The sequence below is a fragment of the Pseudoalteromonas sp. 20-92 genome (assembly GCF_030847595.1).
GTDB lineage: Bacteria > Pseudomonadota > Gammaproteobacteria > Enterobacterales > Alteromonadaceae > Pseudoalteromonas > Pseudoalteromonas fuliginea.
In genome coordinates, this window is record NZ_JANJGQ010000004.1 from 280,401 (window position 1) to 299,553 (window position 19,153).

A 19,153-nucleotide genomic window follows, 5' to 3' on the forward strand; every position below is an offset into this window, starting at 1 on the left:
AATTTTTGCCTTGTTATAGACTTGTTTTTCTATCGTTATAACTACTTACTAATCCAATACAACTGGTATTATGCAAAAAAAGCACCCTCGGGTGCTTTTTTTATGCCTACAACTTATTAACCAAATTGCAAAATGCTCACCCTCATCGGCGCTTTATAAGTCGTTTTTTGAGTTGTAATCAGTTAAAATGCCCGCTTCTAAGCTAGCTCATTAACTGAGGAAATCAAACTACAATGGATACTCATCGTCCCATTCGTCGCGCACTATTAAGTGTGTCTGATAAAACCGGTATTGTTGAATTTGCCCGCGCACTAGAAGCGCAAGGCGTTGATATTTTATCAACTGGCGGCACATGTAAACTACTTGCTGATAACGCCATAAAAGTGACTGAAGTATCAGATCACACAGGCCACCCTGAAATCATGGATGGCCGCGTAAAAACTCTTCACCCAAAAATTCACGGCGGCATATTAGCCCGTCGCGGACAAGATGAAAGCGTAATGGCAGATAACAGCATTTCTGCTATCGACATAGTTGTAGTTAACTTATACCCCTTTGCGAATACAGTCGCTCAAGAAAACTGCAGCCTTGAAGATGCTATTGAAAATATTGATATTGGCGGCCCTACAATGGTTCGTGCAGCCGCTAAAAACCACAAAGACGTAACAATCGTGGTAAACGCGAGCGACTACGACCGTGTTATTGGCGAAATACAAAACAACAATGGCTCTACGACGTATAAAACACGTTTTGACTTAGCGATTGCTGCTTACGAGCACACTGCCGCATACGATGGCATGATTGCTAACTACTTCGGTAAAATGGTGCCTGATTACACCGAGGAAGCTGCTGTAGAGACTAAATTCCCACGTACTATCAATATGCAGTTCACTAAAAAGCAAGATATGCGCTACGGTGAAAACTCACATCAAGATGCTGCTTTTTATGTTGAAAATGACATTGCTGAAGCATCAGTTGCAACAGCAACTCAATTGCAAGGTAAAGCCCTTTCGTTTAACAATATTGCCGATACCGACGCAGCGCTTGAATGCGTTAAAGAATTTGATGTACCTGCGTGCGTAATTGTAAAACATGCTAACCCGTGTGGTGTTTCAATTGGCGACAACATTCTACAAGCATACGAGCGCGCTTTTAAAACAGACCCTACATCAGCATTTGGTGGCATTATTGCCTTTAACCGAGAGCTAGATGCAGCAACTGCACAAGCCATTGTTGAGCGTCAGTTTGTTGAAGTAATTATTGCACCGAGTATTTCGAGCGACGCTGCAAAAATTGTTGAAGCTAAAAAGAACGTTCGTTTATTAGAATGTGGACAGTGGACAGGCAAAGCCGCTGGCCAAGATATTAAACGCGTTAACGGCGGTATTTTAGTTCAAGACCGCGATTTAGGCATGGTAACGCAAGGCGACTTAAAAGTTGTTTCTAAACGCCAACCTACAGAGCAAGAACTTAAAGATTTACTGTTTTGCTGGAAAGTAGCTAAGTTTGTTAAATCAAACGCAATTGTTTATGCCCGTGACGGTATGACTATTGGCGTAGGCGCAGGCCAAATGAGCCGCGTATACTCAGCTAAAATTGCAGGCATAAAAGCTGCAGACGAAAACCTTGAAGTTAAAGGTTCAGTTATGGCGTCTGATGCGTTCTTCCCATTCCGTGATGGCATTGACGCAGCCGCAGCCGCTGGCATTACTGCGGTAATTCAGCCTGGTGGCTCAATGCGTGATGAAGAAGTGATTGCAGCTGCTGATGAAGCTGGCATGGCAATGGTACTAACTGGTATGCGCCATTTCCGCCACTAATCACACAAAGGGTTAAACGTTGGTTTAACCCTTTTTGTTTGCTATAAATTCACGTATTCTGATTATTCAATAACCTATTTAAAATTATAATGTGAAGGAACAAACAATGAAATTTGCGCTAAAATCGCTACTTGTAGCCACACTAACGATGACATCGACTATGGCGCTTAGCCATAACCACGAATCGAGCCTTGAACATGCACTTCAATCAAGCGAACGCAGCGCTAAAAACAGCGTTCGTGACGAATATCGTCACCCGGCTCAAACACTGGCATTTTTTGGCTTTAAACCAACTATGACAGTTGTTGAAATTGCGCCCGGCGGTGGTTGGTATAGTGAAATTTTAGCGCCAGCACTAAAAGAGCAAGGCACTTATTATGCCGCGCACTTTCCTGCTGATTCATCAGTTGGCTACTACCAACGCTCTCTTGCGGGCTTTAAACAAAAAGTAGCTGAAGATAAGCGTTTTAGTAGCGTTAAAATTACTGAGTTTGCACCTGTAACACATTTAGATATTGCGCCAGCTGGCAGTGCCGATATGGTTTTAACATTTCGTAATGTACATAACTGGTACATGGGCAAAGATAAAAGCGGTGCATTAAGTGCATTCCAAGCTTTTTATAAAGCCCTTAAACCAGGTGGTACATTAGGTTTAGTTGAACACCGTTTAGCTGAAGAACGTGCTGACGAAGATCAAAAAACATCAGGTTATATGAAGCAGAGCTACGTAGTAGACCTTGCTAAACAAGCAGGGTTTGAATTAGTAGCAAGCAGTGAAATAAATGCAAATCCAAAAGATACAGCCGATCACCCTAAAGGTGTATGGACGCTACCACCAAGCTTAAGACTCGGCGAACAAGATGCTGATAAATATAAAGCCATTGGTGAAAGCGACCGCATGACGCTGAAATTTAAGAAACCGCTTTAAATAGGAATTTTCGCCATGAATGTTTTAGTCATTGGCAGCGGCGGCCGCGAACACGCACTTGCGTTTAAAGCCGCTCAAAACACCAAAGTAAATACTGTATTTGTAGCCCCTGGTAATGCAGGTACTGCACTTGAACCAAAACTTGAAAACGTAGCAATAAACGTTGACGACTTAGATGGTTTACTTAATTTTGCACAGCAAAATAAGGTAGAGCTTACTATTGTAGGTCCTGAAATACCGTTAGTACTGGGTGTTGTTGATAAGTTTCGTGAACATAACATGGCTATTTTTGGACCAACGGCGGGCGCAGCTCAGCTTGAAGGTTCTAAATCGTTTACTAAAGACTTTTTAGCACGTCATAAAATCCCAACGGGCGACTACCAAACGTTTGAACAGATTGAGCCTGCCCTTGCTTATTTAAAAGAGAAAGGCGCGCCAATTGTTGTAAAAGCAGATGGTTTAGCTGCGGGTAAAGGCGTAATTGTAGCCATGACGCAAGCCGATGCCGAAGAAGCTATTCGCGATATGCTTGCGGGTAATGCTTTTGGCGATGCGGGAAGTCGTGTTGTTATTGAAGAGTTTTTAGACGGTGAAGAAGCGTCTTTCATCGTAATGGTTGATGGTAAAAACGTATTACCATTTGCGACCAGTCAGGACCATAAACGCGCTTACAATGGCGATGCGGGTCCTAATACGGGTGGCATGGGTGCATACTCACCTGCGCCAGTTGTTACTGATGAAATCCACCAGCGTATTATGAACGAAGTGATCTACCCTACGGTAGAAGGCATGGCAAGCGAAGGCCATCCATACACAGGCTTTTTATACGCAGGTTTAATGATTGACGAAACAGGCACCCCTAAAGTCATTGAGTACAACTGTCGCTTTGGCGACCCTGAAACTCAACCAATGATGCTACGTTTGCAATCAGACCTAGTTGAATTGATTGAAGCCGCTAATCGTGTAGAACTTGATAAAACAACAATTAAGTTTGACCCACGTGCAGCTGTTGGTGTTGTACTTGCCGCTAAAGGTTACCCTGGCGATTACCCTAAAGGCGATGCTATTTCGGGGCTAAAAGTTGATTACCCTGCAGATGAAAAAGTGTTTCATGCGGGTACTAAGCAAGATGGCAATGACGTTGTAACCGCAGGCGGTCGCGTATTATGCGCAACAGCACTTGGTAACACTGTTACGCAAGCGCAGCAACGCGCCTATGAGCTTGTTAAACAAATTAGCTGGAATGGTATGGAATATCGTACAGATATTGCTTATCGTGCTATTGCCCGCGAGCAATAGGCTTATAATACCAGTTTATTGGTATAACCAGTTAATTTAACTACAAAAGCGCAGTCTCTCTGCGCTTTTTTAGTGCTACACTAATTAAAAGTTTTTTTAAAAGTACGCAAACGTTGGAACTAAGAACTTTACGTTATCATGCAATTGCTGTTGCCATACTAGTACTTATATTTTTTATTATAAGTACACTGGCATCAAACCTCGTCGTGCCTACACGATATACAATTGATAAAACCGCGCCCGTATATCTTGATTACGCGTACTATATTGATGAAACTAAGAGCCTTACTTTTAACGATGTTATAACCCAGCCGCAGTTACTCACTCATCAAAAATTTTCGGAAATACCGTGGAGTTTTACTCAACAAAATTATTGGCTGTTTCTCGATTTAGAAAATAAGAGCTTCAAAAAAGAAAACGTTGTTGCCCATTTTGATAACCCCATGGTTGATCACCTAACTATTTTTCGACTCAATAAAAACAACCAATTAATGGATACTTATAAGCTCGGAGATAAAGAACAAGCACTTACTTTATTTCAATACAGTGTGCCGCATATCCGCTTTTCGCTCGAAAGTAAGTCCTCACAACGACTCGTAATGAAAATAGATACGATAGGTATAAGTAAAACACCTGTAAATTTATATCGTGATAAAGAGTTTATTGACTTAGTGCGTTCGCAAACAGGGATTTGGGGGATTTTTGTTGGCGTATTGCTAATGGCTGCACTGTACAATCTTGTTCTTTATTTTGGTATAAAAGACCGAGTTTACTTAATTTATATTGGCTACATTATTAGCGCTATTATACTAATGGGAGCGGTATTAGGTTTTGGCTTTTATTTATGGCCAATGGAATGGCAATTATTTATTCACGAAAAAATAGTACTTGGTAATTACGGCGTTGCTTTTTTTACACTCTCCTTCTGTATTATGTTTTTACGTTACCACAAAGAAAAATGCTGGCGCTATAAAATGAGTACAGCGCTACTTAAGCTTATGTTTGTTCTTGCTGTAAGCAGCCTTTTTATCCCTGAAAATATAGCAGCACCTATTTTTTTTGGAGTGATGAGCCTACTTTATATAGCGTGTATTATTTTAATTTATAACAAATTACGTAGTGGTTTTAGATGGGCTAAATTTTATGTTTTTTCATGGGTGCCACTAATTTTTGGCGCGGCGATTCAACCTATGGAACTGACTGGCCTTTTACCTTATAGCTTTACCACACGCCACGCCTTTTTAATGGCTATACTATGCGAAGTAATATTAATGGCAATGGCATTAGCAGACCGAGTTAGGTATCAGCGTGAACGTGCTTTATATCACGCTACGCACACTCAACAAACAAAGCTTCTTAATAGTGCTAAGCTCAAGCAAACCTTTATGGAGTTACAAGCAAAAAACCGCTCAACAACTTTGTGTTTGATTAAAATACGCCACTTTAACTCTCTTAATACTATAATTACCCCTTCTCAAGGCTATGCACTTATAAAACATATAGCGAGAGAATTAGAGTTAGAATTGAGCCACGAGCGCGAATTTATAAATCTTGATACTAACTTAAACACCATCCCTCGATTAGCCGATCTCAATAGCGGCGTATTTGCCTGTATTTCGACTAAAACACAAAACCAAGAAATGCTAGAAGCACTTCTCACCAAAGTAATTAGCAACTTACCAAAACAATACGAAATAAAAGGGCTAAACCTGCAACTTAATTACAGTATTGGCATTAGCTGTGCGGGTAAAACTAACGACTTTGAGTATTGGTTAAAACGTGGATATTTAGCACTTAAAAAAGCAAAAAGTAGTGTTAATCAAGTAGGGTTATCATCAAACGTGAATAACCAAATGATGGACGTTTCCTTAGCTGCAAAGCTACAAAAAGCCATAAAAACAAATCAACTTGCACTCTATTACCAGCCACAAATAAATTTATTAAATAACCAAGTAATTGGCGCAGAAGCTTTACTACGCTGGCCCGATCCAACCTTTAATAATTTACCGATTGAAGAGTTAGTAATTCTTGCTGAACATACAGGTATTATTAACGAACTAACACTGTGGGTCATTGAACAAGCGTGTAAAGATATTGCCGAACTAACAAAAAATGGTTACATCAATCATACTATTAGCGTCAACCTCAGCGCTAAAAACTTGACCATAAATAACTTAGCTGAAAAAGTAGAAAATATACTCATTAAATACCAAGTACCGGCTCGTTTACTTAAGTTTGAACTAACCGAATCAGCTTTTGTAGAGAGTCAAGATGCACTCATTAAATTAGTTGATGAATTATCGGCATTAGACATTAACGTTGTTTTAGACGACTTTGGTACAGGTTACGCATCACTTAACTACTTAGTTAACTACCATTTTAGTGAACTAAAAATAGATAAGTCGTTTGTTTTTGATTTACCTAATAACCCCACTCATCAAGTTATTGTACAAACAGCCATTGATATGGCGCACAACCTTAATTTATCAATAACAATTGAGGGGGTAGAAACTCAGGAGATTCATCACTTACTTAAAGACATGAATGCTGATTCTGCCCAAGGTTATTTATACGCAAAAGCACTGCCTTACACCGACTATTTACACTTCTTAAAAAGCCAATATAGCTTAAAAATGTTAGACTCCTCTTTTTAACATCTTTAGGGGCCAAGTAAAGATGCAAGGCACACTGCGTAAACTAAAATCGAGTTTAACCGAACCAGTACAATATCACTTACCTGTAGGTGAGCACTTAGTAGACTTAAATGCATTTATAGGTAAGGAGCTTACGCTCACCTTTAGTGGCACTATTTTATGTTCTAACTGCGGTAAAAAAACCAAAAAAAGCTATTCTCAAGGTCACTGTTTTGTATGCATGCGCAAGCTCGCTAGTTGCGACATGTGTATTATGAAACCAGAAACTTGCCACTACGATCAAGGCACTTGCCGAGAGCCACAGTGGGGCGAAGAAAATTGCATGATCCCACACTATGTGTATCTCGCTAACACCTCTGGATTAAAAGTAGGTATTACCCGCCATACACAAATACCGACTCGTTGGGTGGATCAAGGCGCTACTCAGGCATTACCTATTTTTAAAGTGCAAACTCGCCTGCAATCGGGTTTAGTGGAAGTTGCTTTGGCTGAATTTATTGCCGATAAAACCAATTGGCGCAATATGTTAAAAGGCCAAAACGACGCACTTGATTTAAAAGCAGCCGCGGCTGAGTTAATTCCACAAATTAGCGAAAAACTAAACGAGCTAAGTGAGTTATTTGGCGCAACAGCAATAGAGCAATTAGATGAAGATGTTGTTGATTTAGATTTTCCAGTAACCGAATACCCAACAAAAATCAGCTCATTTAACTTTGATAAAGACCCTGTTGTAAGTGGTGTTTTACAAGGTATTAAAGGTCAGTACCTAATCTTTGAAAAAGGCGTTATTAATATTCGTAAATTTACATCTTATGAAGTAACGGTAGGCTAACAGGCTATGTTAAACAGCTACCCACAGTTATTGGTTATTTATAATGAGCTTGAGATAGCTCACACACCACAAGACCGTGAGGAGCACTTGCACAGTGTTGCAACAAGCGACTTAACTGATGTGGTCATACTTAATAAGCGTGGTGAATACTGCACTTTAAAAAACACACCTTGTGAGCCGTTAAGCGCAGAGCAACTTGCTGTACTCGTAACAAGTTACTTATTAAATGAAGGGCATTGTTGTTTAAGTAAAATAACAACCCTCACCGTTGAGCAGGCATTTAACTTACTTGAGCTATAAAACGCAGCACAATTAAACCTCAGTAAGCACTTTTATATGCGCTACAGCACTACGACCTAACGCTGATAGCGCATAGCCACCTTCTAAATACGAAATAACCCCTTTGCAACCGCCCTCCTTTGCCACACTGCATAGCTGCTCGGTGAGCCAAATGTAGTCACTTTCAACAAACTTTAAGCTCGCCATATCATCTTCTAGGTGTGCATCAAACCCTGCGCTTATAAAAAGCAATTCAGGCTTAAACACTTTTAATTTTGGTAACCATTGCCCAGTAAACACGTCTTTTAGGTCGTCGCCATTACTAGCAATTGGCAGAGGGGAATTAACTATATGGCTATTATTTTTAACTGCTGTATTTGGGTAAAACGGATACTGAAATAACGAACAAAGCAGTACATTTTCGTCATCAATAAAAATGTCTTGTGTGCCATTACCATGGTGTACATCAAAATCCGCAATAGCAATGCGTTTAACCCCTTTGCTTTGTGCGTATTTAACGGCAATAGCTAAGTTATTAAACACACAAAACCCAGATGATGAATCTTTATTAGCATGATGTCCTGGCGGGCGTACTGAGCAAAAAGCAGCATCGAGTTTATCGGCAAGTATTTCATCAACAGCTAACAACCCCGCACCTACTGCCCGCTCAATCGCTTTAAACGAATCGGGGCACAGCCACGTATCGCCATCTAAATTAGCGAGCCCTTCTGTTGGTAGCGTATTTTCTACGTGTTTAACTAAAGCTTCATCGTGAGCAAGTAAATAATGCTCACGATCGGCTTTAGGTGCTTGTAGGTGTGTTAAGCCAACATCTACACCGCTGGCTAATAATCTGTCGGTAATTGCATCTAAGCGCTCTGGGCACTCAGGATGGTCGTCTATCATTTTATGCTTACGGCAATGAGGATGAGAAATAACAGCGGTACGCATAAAAAGTCCCTTACAAGGTGTAAAAACTTAATATAACAAAGCCACCGGCTGGTGGCTTTGCGACTTTGGTTTATATCAACACTTTAAATATCAAAACTATTAACTACTTTGCTTTTAAATGCAGGTTTCTAAAATCAAAGCTAAAGTCGGTCACTTGTGTTGATACTGCACGCATTTTAGCGCTGTTTACACGATTACTAACATCCATATCAAAGGTAATAAACGCATCTGCTTCAAGTAGCTTTTCATTCCACTTAACGATAAATGTATTGCCAGTATAGTGCTCAAGAGTGCCTTTTAAACGTTTAGTATGCGTAAAATCAATGCGTAATTTACCATCGAGCTGCTCAATAATCACATCACCATACCAATTGTCGTGCAATGTACCGGTGTAATTAATATTTGGTAATTGTGGCTGGTAGTCTGCAGGTGCTTCTGGTTTTGCATTAGCGTACGCTTTTTGTTTTCTTTCAAAATGGCTTTTAGCTAAATCTTCTACCCAGTCTTTATCTTCAAGTTCAAGCGCATCTTCAAGTACTTCATGGGTTACTGCCGAAAGCGCACCAAAAGCTTGTTGGTTAGATAAAATAACAATACCGAGTTTTTTCTCAGGCAATAAAGTAACTTGCGATACCATACCTAAAATACCACCGCCGTGACCTAACTTTTTAAAGCCGTGGTAGTCTTCAATGCTCCAACCTAGCCCATACCCTCTAAATTGCTGATGGTACGACTCAAACGCGCTTTTAGATGCCATAGACGTAATATGTGGGTGCCACATTTGCGCTTGTTGCTTTTCGCTAAACAGCTGCTCGCCATTAGGCATTTTACCGCCCGCTAATTGCGTACGAAGCCATTGACTCATATCGCTTACACTTGAAGCAATGGCGCCTGCGCCTCTAAAGTCTTCCAGGTAGTTCACAAAAAAGGGATGAAGAGAGCCATCCATAGGAATATGACCTGTAGCCCAGTTTTTATTGCCTTTTGGGATGCGTGAAAAACCTGCGCGTGAGTTGTCCATGTGTAGCGGCTGTAATATATTTTTTTCGATGTAATCGTTCCAGCTCATACCCGACACACGTGCAACCACTTCGCCAGCGGTAACAAACATCAAGTTGTTATAAGCGTACTTACTACGAAAGCTGCTCGCTGGTTTTAAATACTGTAATCCCGCTAAAATTTCATCAACGGGCTTATCCGTGCTTGGCCAAATCATTAAATCGCCTTGCCCAAGCCCTAGCCCACTGCGGTGACTTAATAAATCACGAATACGCATTTCGCGTGTTACGTACGAGTCGTACAATCTAAACTCTGGTAAATGATCAATTACGCGGTCATCCCAGCTCAACTTCCCTTCATCAACCAACTTGGCAAGTGCCGCTGTTGTAAACGCTTTGGTGTTTGAAGCAATACCAAACAAGGTGTCTTTGTTTACTTTTTTGTTGGTATCGAGATTAGTTACACCAAAGCCTTTAGCAAATATCACTTTATCGTTTTCAACAATGGCGACTGCCATACCTGGTACGTCAAAACGTGCCATTGACGCTTTAATAACGTCGTCAATTTTGTTGGTATCGACTTGTGCCCAGCTACTAAACGTAGTGCTTGCTAGTAATGCAATTGCGGCTAATTTGGTTAATTTCATATCAATCCTATTTTATTATTTTTGATGAACTGCAAATTCAATTTCGGCACGCTCTTTATTGGTATCGCTTTTGTGCGGCCTATTGAGTATTGCATCACTGTATTCTTTTGGTACGCCTGCTTCAAGTGCGCCGCGATGAACGTGTTTTATGTACCAATCGTATGGGAGTACATCGCTGTCATGGGTATTAGCTATATAACAATGTGCGGCTACAGTCTCACCCGTTAAAAGCGTTGGGGTTATATCTACGCAGTCGTAACCTGCGCCCTCAATACTGTCTAAAATGGTTTTTTCTTCTTCATTAAGCTCATAAATAACGCCGTAAACCAACGCACCTTCTTTATTGCTTGGGCAGATACTGCATTTACCGGAGCCATCTTTAAATAACATATCAAAAGTAAGCTCGTAACCTTTAAGTACCGCTGTTCCTACACGCTTTACATTCGGTAAACGCGCCAACAAACGGTTAGATGACATATTAGAGCCAAACGAAAAATTATATAACGGCATTTTATCTCCTGCGCTTTTTAAATAAGTTAAATAACAACACGTACTGCAAGGGCAATTAAAATAACGCCAATTCCACGGTCAAACCAATAACCACGCTGCTGGAAAAAGCCCCTCACATTATCTCTAGAAAGCATTATTGAAAGCATTGAAAACCACACCCAAGTAGCCAGTGCCATGTACACGCCATAAACGATCTGCACGCTAGTAGGTGTTGTTGGACTAATCACGAGTGTAAATAACGACATAAAAAATAACGTGGCTTTTGGGTTTAATGCATTGGTGAAAAAGCCGCGCCTAAAAGCCACCCAAACGGGTTCCTCTTGAACGGTTTTGTTTTCAACATCTTTTACAGCCTCGCCCTCATTACTTGCAGGCGGTTTTGCAGCTCTAAGAGCTTGTACGCCTAAGTAAGCTAAATATGCACCAGCAAGGTACTTAAGTGCCATAAATAAACTAGGCGATTGCGTTAAAATAAGCGCTACACCTAACACGCAATAGGCAACGTGCAGTAAAATAGCAGCGCCAACACCGGCGCTTGTCCACAATGCATTGCGCCTACCTTGTTGCACACTTTGCTTGAGCACAACGGCAAAGTCAGGCCCAGGGCTTGCTACTGCAAAAAAATGAGCAATAACAATCAGTAAAAATTCATCTAAGTATTCCACGCAAGTCCTTGCTAGTTTGGCGAATAAGCTAATAACAGCGGGTTGGCCGAGTTATTTACCAATGCTTTAATTTCTTTTTGTGCTTTTTTAAACTGACCACGGAGATGCGGTTTTAAGTGTTTTTTAGAGACTTTATCGTTTTTAAAGTAACTAATAAGGGCATGCATAAATACCGTATGTGTTTCACTTAGCTTAGCTTCACGGTTAGCGTATGGGTTATAGCAAGAGCCACAACCGCCCTTAAACTGATACACCGTGTTGCTCATCATCACACCAAACCCTAAAAAACAGGCAAGCGCATCGGCAGCTTGTGGTAAATACTCCCTACCACCTGGCGGTAGCACCCCAACGTGATGAATAAGTATAGTGGCCAGAGTACCCGCATAACTTGCTACTAAATCTTGTGGCTGATTAATCTGATTAGGATTAAAAGAAATGCTGACCTTATGGCTTGGCGGCACAATTAAATGGCAGCCTTCTCCACGTATTTCATTGCTAAATTCAAAGTGTGGAAAAACCTGAGGCTGCAATTGCTGAGGCGCAACTAACTGAATAGGCCACGCGCTCATACCTGCATAATTAGTAACGCGGGTAAAAACGTTAGTCGCCATTTCTTCAATACTTGATACCGAATCAGGAAAAAACGCTGCTGTCGGCAATACTATTTTTGTTTGCTTAGTAAAGTACTCCGCATCAAAATTCTCTACCGCCCAAATAAACGTATCAATAAGCCATTGCTGTTCTTGATCTTCCAATAATGGTGCCGATTTAAATAAAGCTAACATAAGGTGCTCTTATAAGTTTTAGGTGCTAGTTTAGTTTTTTTGTGTAAGCGCCCATTCCCACGCTTGAGTATTGTATAGCGGCACTGTTGATAGCGCATGGTGGTGGCTACCACTGGATTCTTTCGTTGAGTACGATAAATACAATAAGGTGCGGTTTTCAGCATCGTAAATACGACGCACCTTTAAAGATTTAAATAAAATACTTTTAGATGATTTAAATACCACCTCGCCCGACTTACTTCGGTCAATTTCTTGTAGCTGCTGCGCTGTAATAGGCCCCGTTTGACGACACGCAATAGACATATCAGACGGATCAGAAAAGTCTAAATCAGCTTCAATATGGCTAATGTGGCACGTAACACCTTTAATAATCGGATCTTGCTGCGAATTTACCACAACATCCTTAGTTGTAAATAACCCAAGGCTTACCGACGCAACATCATCAGAGCAAGCACTCAACGTAACTACCGCACCTGCAAGTAAAGCTAAACGTTTAAATTTTTGTGGTAATTTCATACTTATCCTTATCTATAATAGGTAACTTAGCATCTACGTCACTAAGCAAAGGTTCACCTGTTTGTTTTATACTAACATCAAAAATAAATACGACTAAATTAGTTTAAAGTAAAGATTTTAGATAGCCCTAGGTTTAGCGAACCCTGTTGTATTTGATACAATTAACCCTCGCTAATGCAGTAACTCATAATAGGAAACGCCTAAATGCCGCATATTATTATTGAACACTCAGAAGACCTCCCTGTTTTACCACAAGTACTAGTAGAGAAAATTCATAACAGTACTTTTGAAAGCGGACTTTTTGATTTAGAAACAATTAAAACACGCGCAATCGCATACCAACAATACCAACTAGGTATAGGTAAAGAAGGGTTTATTCATATTCAAGTGCATATAATGGCAGGGCGAACGGTAGAACAAAAACAAATGTTAAGTGAGCACCTACTCGCATGTTTAAAAACCTACTGCAGAGACTCTGATAGCTTAAGCGTCAATATTTACGATATGGATCATGATGTATATCGAAAAAATTAGTTAACTCTTGTCGTTTTGAGTAATAAAAGTACACAATAGTAAGTAAAAGCCCCAATAGGGGCTTTTGAATATTAAATACTTGCTCACTGCTGTTTATAAAAAACTTCTGATGAGTTACGAACACCAGTAGATAACATTACTAATAAACAAGAAGATTGCGCAGAGCACACGGTGAAAGGACAAAGGCGCTTAGAGCAACCTATGACAGTGCCTGGTAGGGGAATTAACTATTTGCAACGCTATAATACTGGCAGAGTCCATAAATGTTCACTTTCAAAAGCATCTAATCGCGATCTGCTCTTTTTGCTAGCAGCACCAATGGATTTATATAGTTACGCATAAGGGAGGATGACTGAGCTAAAAAATTATGACTTAGCAGATCGCTAGCTCTTAGAGTTTTACCAAAAGAGCTAGACTACTTTAGAGCTGAAATTACTGAAACCTATTTAAAGTAATTACCAATATCAAATTACTTTTGAGATAACTCTATTTATCTACCGGATCTCTCTGATACTAATTTTTGTAACCAATAGCCATCATGCTTTTCAAAAATATTAAGCCCTTCTTTGGTCTTGACTAAAACATTATTACCAACAGTAGTATAATAGAGTGGGTTTGGATCAATCGATATTAATGCATGTACTCTGCCTATCATGTCATCTGAAAGGTGCTCTTCTAAAACGCTAACATCTTTAATACTAAGAGTGATGTAATCATATAGCTGTTTCGCAGTTATCTCAGATTTTAATTTTTGTACTGAGGCGTCTGCGACCCCCACACAGTTTGAATAAAAATCTATTCCAAGCATAGTTTGTTTGTTTTCACATAACGACAAGTCTGAAAACTGTGCAAAACATGTACTTGGGAATAATAAAATTAATAACTTTTTCATCGGGCCACCTGATAACGCTCTTCAATATTCCAACTTCTCCAGTCGGCAAATAATTTTTCAAACTGTTTCGGGCTTTGCGCAAAGCCATCTTCGATCGCTTGAATATCCCACATAGTTTTAATCTGAATACCAGCACTTAATGCATTTAAAACAGCAGCTGTTTTAAATGCTGGTATACCTGTCTTCACCTCAAGAGCCTCACCAGCAGCGTCTGCAGTAGCTTCGGCCATGAAAGCAGTTTTAGATAAATCTGAGGTTGGATCTGCAGCAGATAATAATTTAGGTATAGCCTTCAATACCATTAACTTTGTCAAATCTTGTGTCAGTGATTACTTCATTAAAAAGCATTGTTGGCGGTTATTAACTATGAAGCTATATTGCCGTTTAGATAACTTTGCACCTGATAGCATATCAGCACTCGTCGCAATCGCAACACACCCCATGACAGTCGTTGTGTCTGCGTTTCTAATTTTTTCGCGCAGAACACCGATATTTCGTTCGATCATAATTTTATTTGACATAACATTCCCTCGTTCAATAAAAATAAAAGGGTACATCAATTTTTTATTACTTTCCACATTTGAAATATTTTATCGATTAGATACTGATAATAGCTTTTTATTTTTTTCTATTTAAAAAAAGAGTACAGGGTAATTTAGGTTAGTAGGTATTTACTTGGGAAGTTTTTAAAAGTGGTGGCCCCTCCCAGACTCGAACTGGGGACCTAACGATTATGAGTTGCAAAACAAGGACTTACTACGAGTTACTTTTTGATATAACTATTTACTAATTTTCATAGCTATATCATAGGGTTATTGAATAAACCCTATCTCTGATGCATAAATCATTATGTATTTCAGAACGTTAAATTTTACGTTCAAAGTAGCACAGAGGTAGCACCATATGTCAGACACAAAATTTCGCTTCACAGAATTGTCGCTTGAAAAGATAGAATCAAACGGTAAACGCACTCGCTATTATGACAATCTATTGTCAGGACTCATTTTAGATGTGAGCGTAGCAGGTAAGAAGTCATTTAGAGTTTATAAAAAGATACCAGGGAGAGACACCCCTATTAATGTCACCCTTGGGTACTTTCCATCAATTTCACTTGATGATGCAAGGCGAATGGCTCGTAAAGTAATGGCAGATATTGCTGAGGGTATAAACCCGAACGATCTTAAGCGCCAATTTAGAGCAGCTTCAATTACCCTTAAAGAAGCCTTTGATTCATACATCGAATCTAGAGATCTAAAGCCTATAACTGAAAGGGGGTATCAACAAAAAATAGATTGCTACCTACCAGATTGGCATAACAAACGTCTAGCCGATATTAATCAAACAATGATTTTGAAGCGCCAACGAGAAATAACCTCTAGAAGCCCTGCTCAGGCAAATTATACCATGCGCCTAATGCGTGCTTTATTTAACTTTGCTAAAGCTGAATACAAGTCTTCGGAAGGTCGCTCATTATTTCCAGAAAATCCTGTAGATGCACTTTCTGAAAAACGAAGCTGGAATAATGTAAAGCGTAAAACAACACGTCTGCGCCGTTCACAGCTAAAACCTTTTGTTGATGCATTATATGAAGTTAGAAATGAAGCTGCCAAATATCGTCAAAATAGTCGTGTCGGTTTTTGTGATTATCTGGAGTTTTTAACCTTTTCAGGCCTGAGAAGGTCTGAGCTACTGCAACTACCATGGTCGCAAGTACACCTTCAAGATAGAATATTCATTTTAGAAGATACAAAAAATGGCTTAGACGTCGAGTTCCCTATTACAGATCGATTAGCTGAGATATTTAATCGACGAAAAGAATATAAGGTATCTGACTATGTATTTGGGACAAATAGTAAAAAGGGCTATCTAACGGATCCAAAGAAAACATTAAAACATGTATGTAAAATTGCTAGAGTAAAAATCACTTCCCATGATTTGCGCCGAACATTTACATCAATGGCTGAGAGTAGCGGAGTTTCAGGTTACCTGCTGAAACGCCTTCTAAACCATATTACAGATAAAAGCGACGTAACTGCTGGCTATTTAATTTTAACTGCTGAGGAACTCAAAGAGCCAGCGGAAAAGGTAACCGAAACAATTGCCAAATATGCAGGCTTGATTGAGCAAGAGCCAGAAAATAAAATGACCAAAATGAAAAGTTTATTAGCAAACCTAACTAAGGAACAAAAGATTGAGTTGATGAGTTCGTTATTAAACTAACCTTAAAATTTTTGAAGCTGTTAGTTAATCCAAACTAACAGCTTCAAATAGCTCAAAGGCAAGAATTACTACAACTTGAACTGATTAATGCCTTACATCTACTCAAAATAAATCACTCAACCTTTGATTCAAGCCTACTTAACCACTCATTAAATAATGGACATCGTTGGCGCATTTTTTCTACACCAATTTGCTCAGCAATACTTATACCTTCAGTAGTTTTTCTGAATTTACCTCGTCTTTTTAGCTGGTCTAGCCTTTTAGATGGTGCTGTTTCACGGCTATTGTTGATTTTTTCCGGCTCATCGCAAACATCAATAATTGCTTTTACTTCTTCAACTTTTATTTCGAGTGCATTCGCCAAAATCTTTTCATCACTAAACAGCAGAGCTTCAAACTCATGCATTGCCATATAAGGAATAAATCGCCTTCGAGCTTGGTATTCATCATAATTTTCCGCTATGTATTCAAAAGCAGCATCATTTAACCGTTTAGCAATTTCGGTATGGTTATGAGCAGCTACAGTGTCTAAGGTAGGCCACTGCTTTAAACCATAGTAATCAAAAAATTGAGTTACATATATATCAGGTCGCTGTTTCAAAAAACGGCCTATATCTTTTTCAGCTCGACTAAATTTAACGTCACCACCTTTTTGACCCGGCTTAGATATTTGAGTAGCAGTAATAAATATATTTTTCTCACCGAGGTAGGGAGCGAGCACTCGCTCTACAAATACTTGCTCGGTTCTGCCTTCAACAATTGCCACAACGTTCATTAAATCACTCATTTACTGGACCTCCAGTAATGACATTTTTATTCCAAAGCTCTCCTAGGGAATAATATTCAAGCCATTCTTCGTAATCTTCTTCTTTCAAACGGTTAAAGGTTGATGCACCATTTTTACGATTAGCCACTATGATATCTTCAACAGAAAAGTAATTAATCAATTCAGGTGACTGAGTCGCAACGACTACTTGGGTTCGCTCTGAAGCGGCTTTAATTAACTCTGCCAATATTGCTATCGCAGCAGGGTGCAGCCCTAGTTCTGGTTCGTCAATAATAATAGTAGCTGGCGGATTGGGCTGCAATAGTGCTGTTGCTAGACAAATGAACCTAATTGAACCGTCCGAAAGATGGTAAGGCTGCATTGGATAGTCTGAGCCCTTCTGTAACCAAGTTAAATTAACCAGCTCTTTTTCACCTCGATTGAATGGCTCAAGTAAAAAATCATCGAAGAAAGGTGTGACTAGTTTAATCGAGTTTACGATACCTCTATATTCACTTGGGAAGTCATTTTTTAGCTTTAATAAAAAAGCACCAATATTCGATGCATCCCTACGTAATACTTTATTGTCTTGAATTATTTCTTCTCCCCGCATAGGGGCTGTCGAGCTAGTATCATGAAAGTGGTAAATTTTCCAAGAGGAAATTGCATCGTAAACAGGTCTTGAATTCCTGGCATCTGACGAATTACTTTTTACCTCAGATACCATTTTCGATATACCCTCAGAGCTATCACCTAGATTCCACCAACCTGTTGAACCTTGACTATAATAACGGGCCTCATCTTCTATAGCTGCATTATTACTTGGTGTTGCGACCAGGTTAAAACGAAAACCACGAACGCCAAAATTTGTAGAAAACTCGATTTTTTTTGTTACTTTTGGGCCACCAAAAAGTAAATCGCTAGCACCACCATTGTCACGAACAAATCGGTTCAAATTACCATCGATTAAAGCACTTAATAACTTAAAAAAGGTAATAAAATTACTTTTACCAGCACCATTGGCGCCAACAATAATGTTCAAAGCATTTAGCTCAAAGTCTTCTAAGAGCTGTATAGACTTAAAGCCTTTAATTGTTACTGTATCTAAAGAGCTTCCCATTGTATTTCTCCCATAAGTAACTCCTTAAATTAATTTTAAATCAGAGACTAAAATTTAATTTTGTATGTTTAATCCGATTTTAGCAGAGACGTTTCAATTTATTCAATGATTGAATACTTATAATGCGAATAGAAGAAGTATTTGAAAAATTATAGGCATATAAATGAAGGCATTTGACTTACTGTGCCTTGTTTAACTCATCATAACCTTTAGCTTAATAGGAAATCTCAAAGACTTCATTTAAATCAGATTTTTTATATTCACTATTTCTAATTGAAGCTGCTTAGTAATAGTTGCTTCGACAGCCCAACTATGAACCTATTTATTGCACTAGATTATGAACAAAGTCTAATAACTTTGAATTTTGTTGTGGCTTAGGCCAGGGCAAGATCACGAACTTTACCTTGACTTAAAAGTATGATCTTATACTCCTTTTTTAAGGAGCATCCCCATGTCTAACATTCAGCTATTTAAATATTTCGAATCAATCGACGACCCTCGCCAACAAGGTAAAGTTGTTCATAAACTATTTGATATCATATTCTTAGCTGTTAGCGCTGTTGTTTCAGGCTGTCAGGGCTGGGAAGAGATTGAAGATTTTGGTCATGATAGACTAGATTGGCTCAGAAAATATGTTCTTCTTGAACAAGGGATCCCTCGCCATGACACAATTGCTCGTGTAATGAGCCGTATTGACATGACGCAATTCCAAGATTCCTTTTCTTCTTGGATGAAAG

20 protein-coding genes are annotated in these 19,153 nt (G+C 39.3%); 9 read left to right on the top strand and 11 right to left on the bottom strand.

Annotated elements, in window-relative coordinates; genetic code table 11:
- Positions 1-233: 233 nt before the first annotated feature.
- From purH to NRL14_RS06545, 6 genes are all read left to right on the top strand, one after another.
- Positions 234-1,820 carry a bifunctional phosphoribosylaminoimidazolecarboxamide formyltransferase/IMP cyclohydrolase gene (gene purH, locus NRL14_RS06520; RefSeq protein ID WP_306724262.1) on the top strand — a complete coding sequence of 529 codons (1,587 nt, stop codon included), beginning with the start codon at positions 234-236 and terminating at the stop codon, positions 1,818-1,820.
- 106 nt (positions 1,821-1,926) lie between these two features.
- A complete protein-coding gene (locus NRL14_RS06525; protein ID WP_007376020.1) occupies positions 1,927-2,748 on the top strand; it encodes a class I SAM-dependent methyltransferase in 822 nt (273 codons plus the stop codon).
- A 15-nt stretch (positions 2,749-2,763) separates the two neighbouring features.
- The gene (gene purD, locus NRL14_RS06530) at positions 2,764-4,047 is read left to right on the top strand and encodes a phosphoribosylamine--glycine ligase (protein ID WP_306724263.1); all 1,284 of its coding nucleotides are present in this window, start codon (positions 2,764-2,766) and stop codon (positions 4,045-4,047) included.
- A gap of 113 nt (positions 4,048-4,160) precedes the next feature.
- Positions 4,161-6,701, top strand: a complete 2,541-nt coding sequence (locus NRL14_RS06535; protein WP_306724264.1) for an EAL domain-containing protein — start codon at positions 4,161-4,163, stop codon at positions 6,699-6,701.
- A gap of 22 nt (positions 6,702-6,723) precedes the next feature.
- Positions 6,724-7,533 carry a DUF2797 domain-containing protein gene (locus NRL14_RS06540; RefSeq protein WP_008136908.1) on the top strand — a complete coding sequence of 270 codons (810 nt, stop codon included), beginning with the start codon at positions 6,724-6,726 and terminating at the stop codon, positions 7,531-7,533.
- A 6-nt stretch (positions 7,534-7,539) separates the two neighbouring features.
- Positions 7,540-7,833: a DUF4144 family protein gene (locus NRL14_RS06545; RefSeq protein ID WP_306724265.1), complete on the top strand. Its 294-nt coding sequence runs from the start codon at positions 7,540-7,542 to the stop codon at positions 7,831-7,833.
- 12 nt (positions 7,834-7,845) lie between these two features.
- Here NRL14_RS06545 and NRL14_RS06550 read toward each other — a convergent pair whose 3' ends face one another.
- From NRL14_RS06550 to NRL14_RS06575, 6 genes are all read right to left on the bottom strand, one after another.
- Positions 7,846-8,763 carry a histone deacetylase family protein gene (locus NRL14_RS06550; RefSeq protein WP_306724266.1) on the bottom strand — a complete coding sequence of 306 codons (918 nt, stop codon included), beginning with the start codon at positions 8,761-8,763 and terminating at the stop codon, positions 7,846-7,848.
- 103 nt (positions 8,764-8,866) lie between these two features.
- Positions 8,867-10,408 carry a serine hydrolase gene (locus NRL14_RS06555; protein WP_306724267.1) on the bottom strand — a complete coding sequence of 514 codons (1,542 nt, stop codon included), beginning with the start codon at positions 10,406-10,408 and terminating at the stop codon, positions 8,867-8,869.
- Positions 10,409-10,423: 15 nt separating this feature from the next.
- Positions 10,424-10,918, bottom strand: coding sequence for a gamma-glutamylcyclotransferase family protein (locus tag NRL14_RS06560; RefSeq protein ID WP_306724268.1), 495 nt, complete (start codon positions 10,916-10,918; stop codon positions 10,424-10,426).
- Between the two features lie 26 nt (positions 10,919-10,944).
- The gene (locus NRL14_RS06565) at positions 10,945-11,583 is read right to left on the bottom strand and encodes a LysE family translocator (RefSeq protein ID WP_149606832.1); all 639 of its coding nucleotides are present in this window, start codon (positions 11,581-11,583) and stop codon (positions 10,945-10,947) included.
- Positions 11,584-11,594: 11 nt separating this feature from the next.
- Complete coding sequence (locus NRL14_RS06570) at positions 11,595-12,368, bottom strand: hypothetical protein (RefSeq protein WP_306724269.1); 774 nt, start codon at positions 12,366-12,368, stop codon at positions 11,595-11,597.
- 30 nt (positions 12,369-12,398) lie between these two features.
- Positions 12,399-12,884 carry a CreA family protein gene (locus tag NRL14_RS06575; RefSeq protein WP_007376009.1) on the bottom strand — a complete coding sequence of 162 codons (486 nt, stop codon included), beginning with the start codon at positions 12,882-12,884 and terminating at the stop codon, positions 12,399-12,401.
- A 204-nt stretch (positions 12,885-13,088) separates the two neighbouring features.
- Here NRL14_RS06575 and NRL14_RS06580 point away from each other — a divergent pair, with 204 nt between their 5' ends.
- Positions 13,089-13,418: a 5-carboxymethyl-2-hydroxymuconate Delta-isomerase gene (locus tag NRL14_RS06580; protein WP_007376008.1), complete on the top strand. Its 330-nt coding sequence runs from the start codon at positions 13,089-13,091 to the stop codon at positions 13,416-13,418.
- Between the two features lie 490 nt (positions 13,419-13,908).
- Here NRL14_RS06580 and NRL14_RS06585 read toward each other — a convergent pair whose 3' ends face one another.
- Genes NRL14_RS06585 through NRL14_RS06595 form a run of 3 tightly spaced genes read right to left on the bottom strand, consistent with a single transcriptional unit; the run spans position 13,909 to position 14,831 of the window.
- Positions 13,909-14,310 carry a hypothetical protein gene (locus tag NRL14_RS06585; protein WP_008136929.1) on the bottom strand — a complete coding sequence of 134 codons (402 nt, stop codon included), beginning with the start codon at positions 14,308-14,310 and terminating at the stop codon, positions 13,909-13,911.
- Positions 14,307-14,624 (bottom strand): hypothetical protein, encoded by a 318-nt coding sequence (locus NRL14_RS06590; protein WP_306724270.1) that lies wholly within the window; start codon positions 14,622-14,624, stop codon positions 14,307-14,309. The genes NRL14_RS06585 and NRL14_RS06590 overlap by 4 nt, the downstream gene beginning before the upstream one ends.
- Before the next feature lie 15 nt (positions 14,625-14,639).
- A complete protein-coding gene (locus tag NRL14_RS06595) occupies positions 14,640-14,831 on the bottom strand; it encodes a hypothetical protein (RefSeq protein ID WP_306724271.1) in 192 nt (63 codons plus the stop codon).
- A gap of 382 nt (positions 14,832-15,213) precedes the next feature.
- Between NRL14_RS06595 and NRL14_RS06600 the strand changes: the two genes are divergently transcribed.
- A complete protein-coding gene (locus NRL14_RS06600) occupies positions 15,214-16,530 on the top strand; it encodes a tyrosine-type recombinase/integrase (protein ID WP_306724272.1) in 1,317 nt (438 codons plus the stop codon).
- Between the two features lie 112 nt (positions 16,531-16,642).
- Here the strand turns inward: NRL14_RS06600 and NRL14_RS06605 are convergent, their stop codons facing one another.
- Positions 16,643-17,317, bottom strand: a complete 675-nt coding sequence (locus tag NRL14_RS06605) for a DUF4276 family protein (protein WP_306724273.1) — start codon at positions 17,315-17,317, stop codon at positions 16,643-16,645.
- The gene (locus NRL14_RS06610) at positions 17,310-18,416 is read right to left on the bottom strand and encodes an AAA family ATPase (RefSeq protein ID WP_306724274.1); all 1,107 of its coding nucleotides are present in this window, start codon (positions 18,414-18,416) and stop codon (positions 17,310-17,312) included. Before NRL14_RS06610 ends, NRL14_RS06605 begins: the two co-directional genes overlap by 8 nt.
- A 451-nt stretch (positions 18,417-18,867) precedes the next feature.
- Here NRL14_RS06610 and NRL14_RS06615 point away from each other — a divergent pair.
- A partial coding sequence (locus tag NRL14_RS06615) for an ISAs1 family transposase (RefSeq protein ID WP_306724275.1) occupies positions 18,868-19,153 on the top strand: 286 nt, incomplete at its 3' end.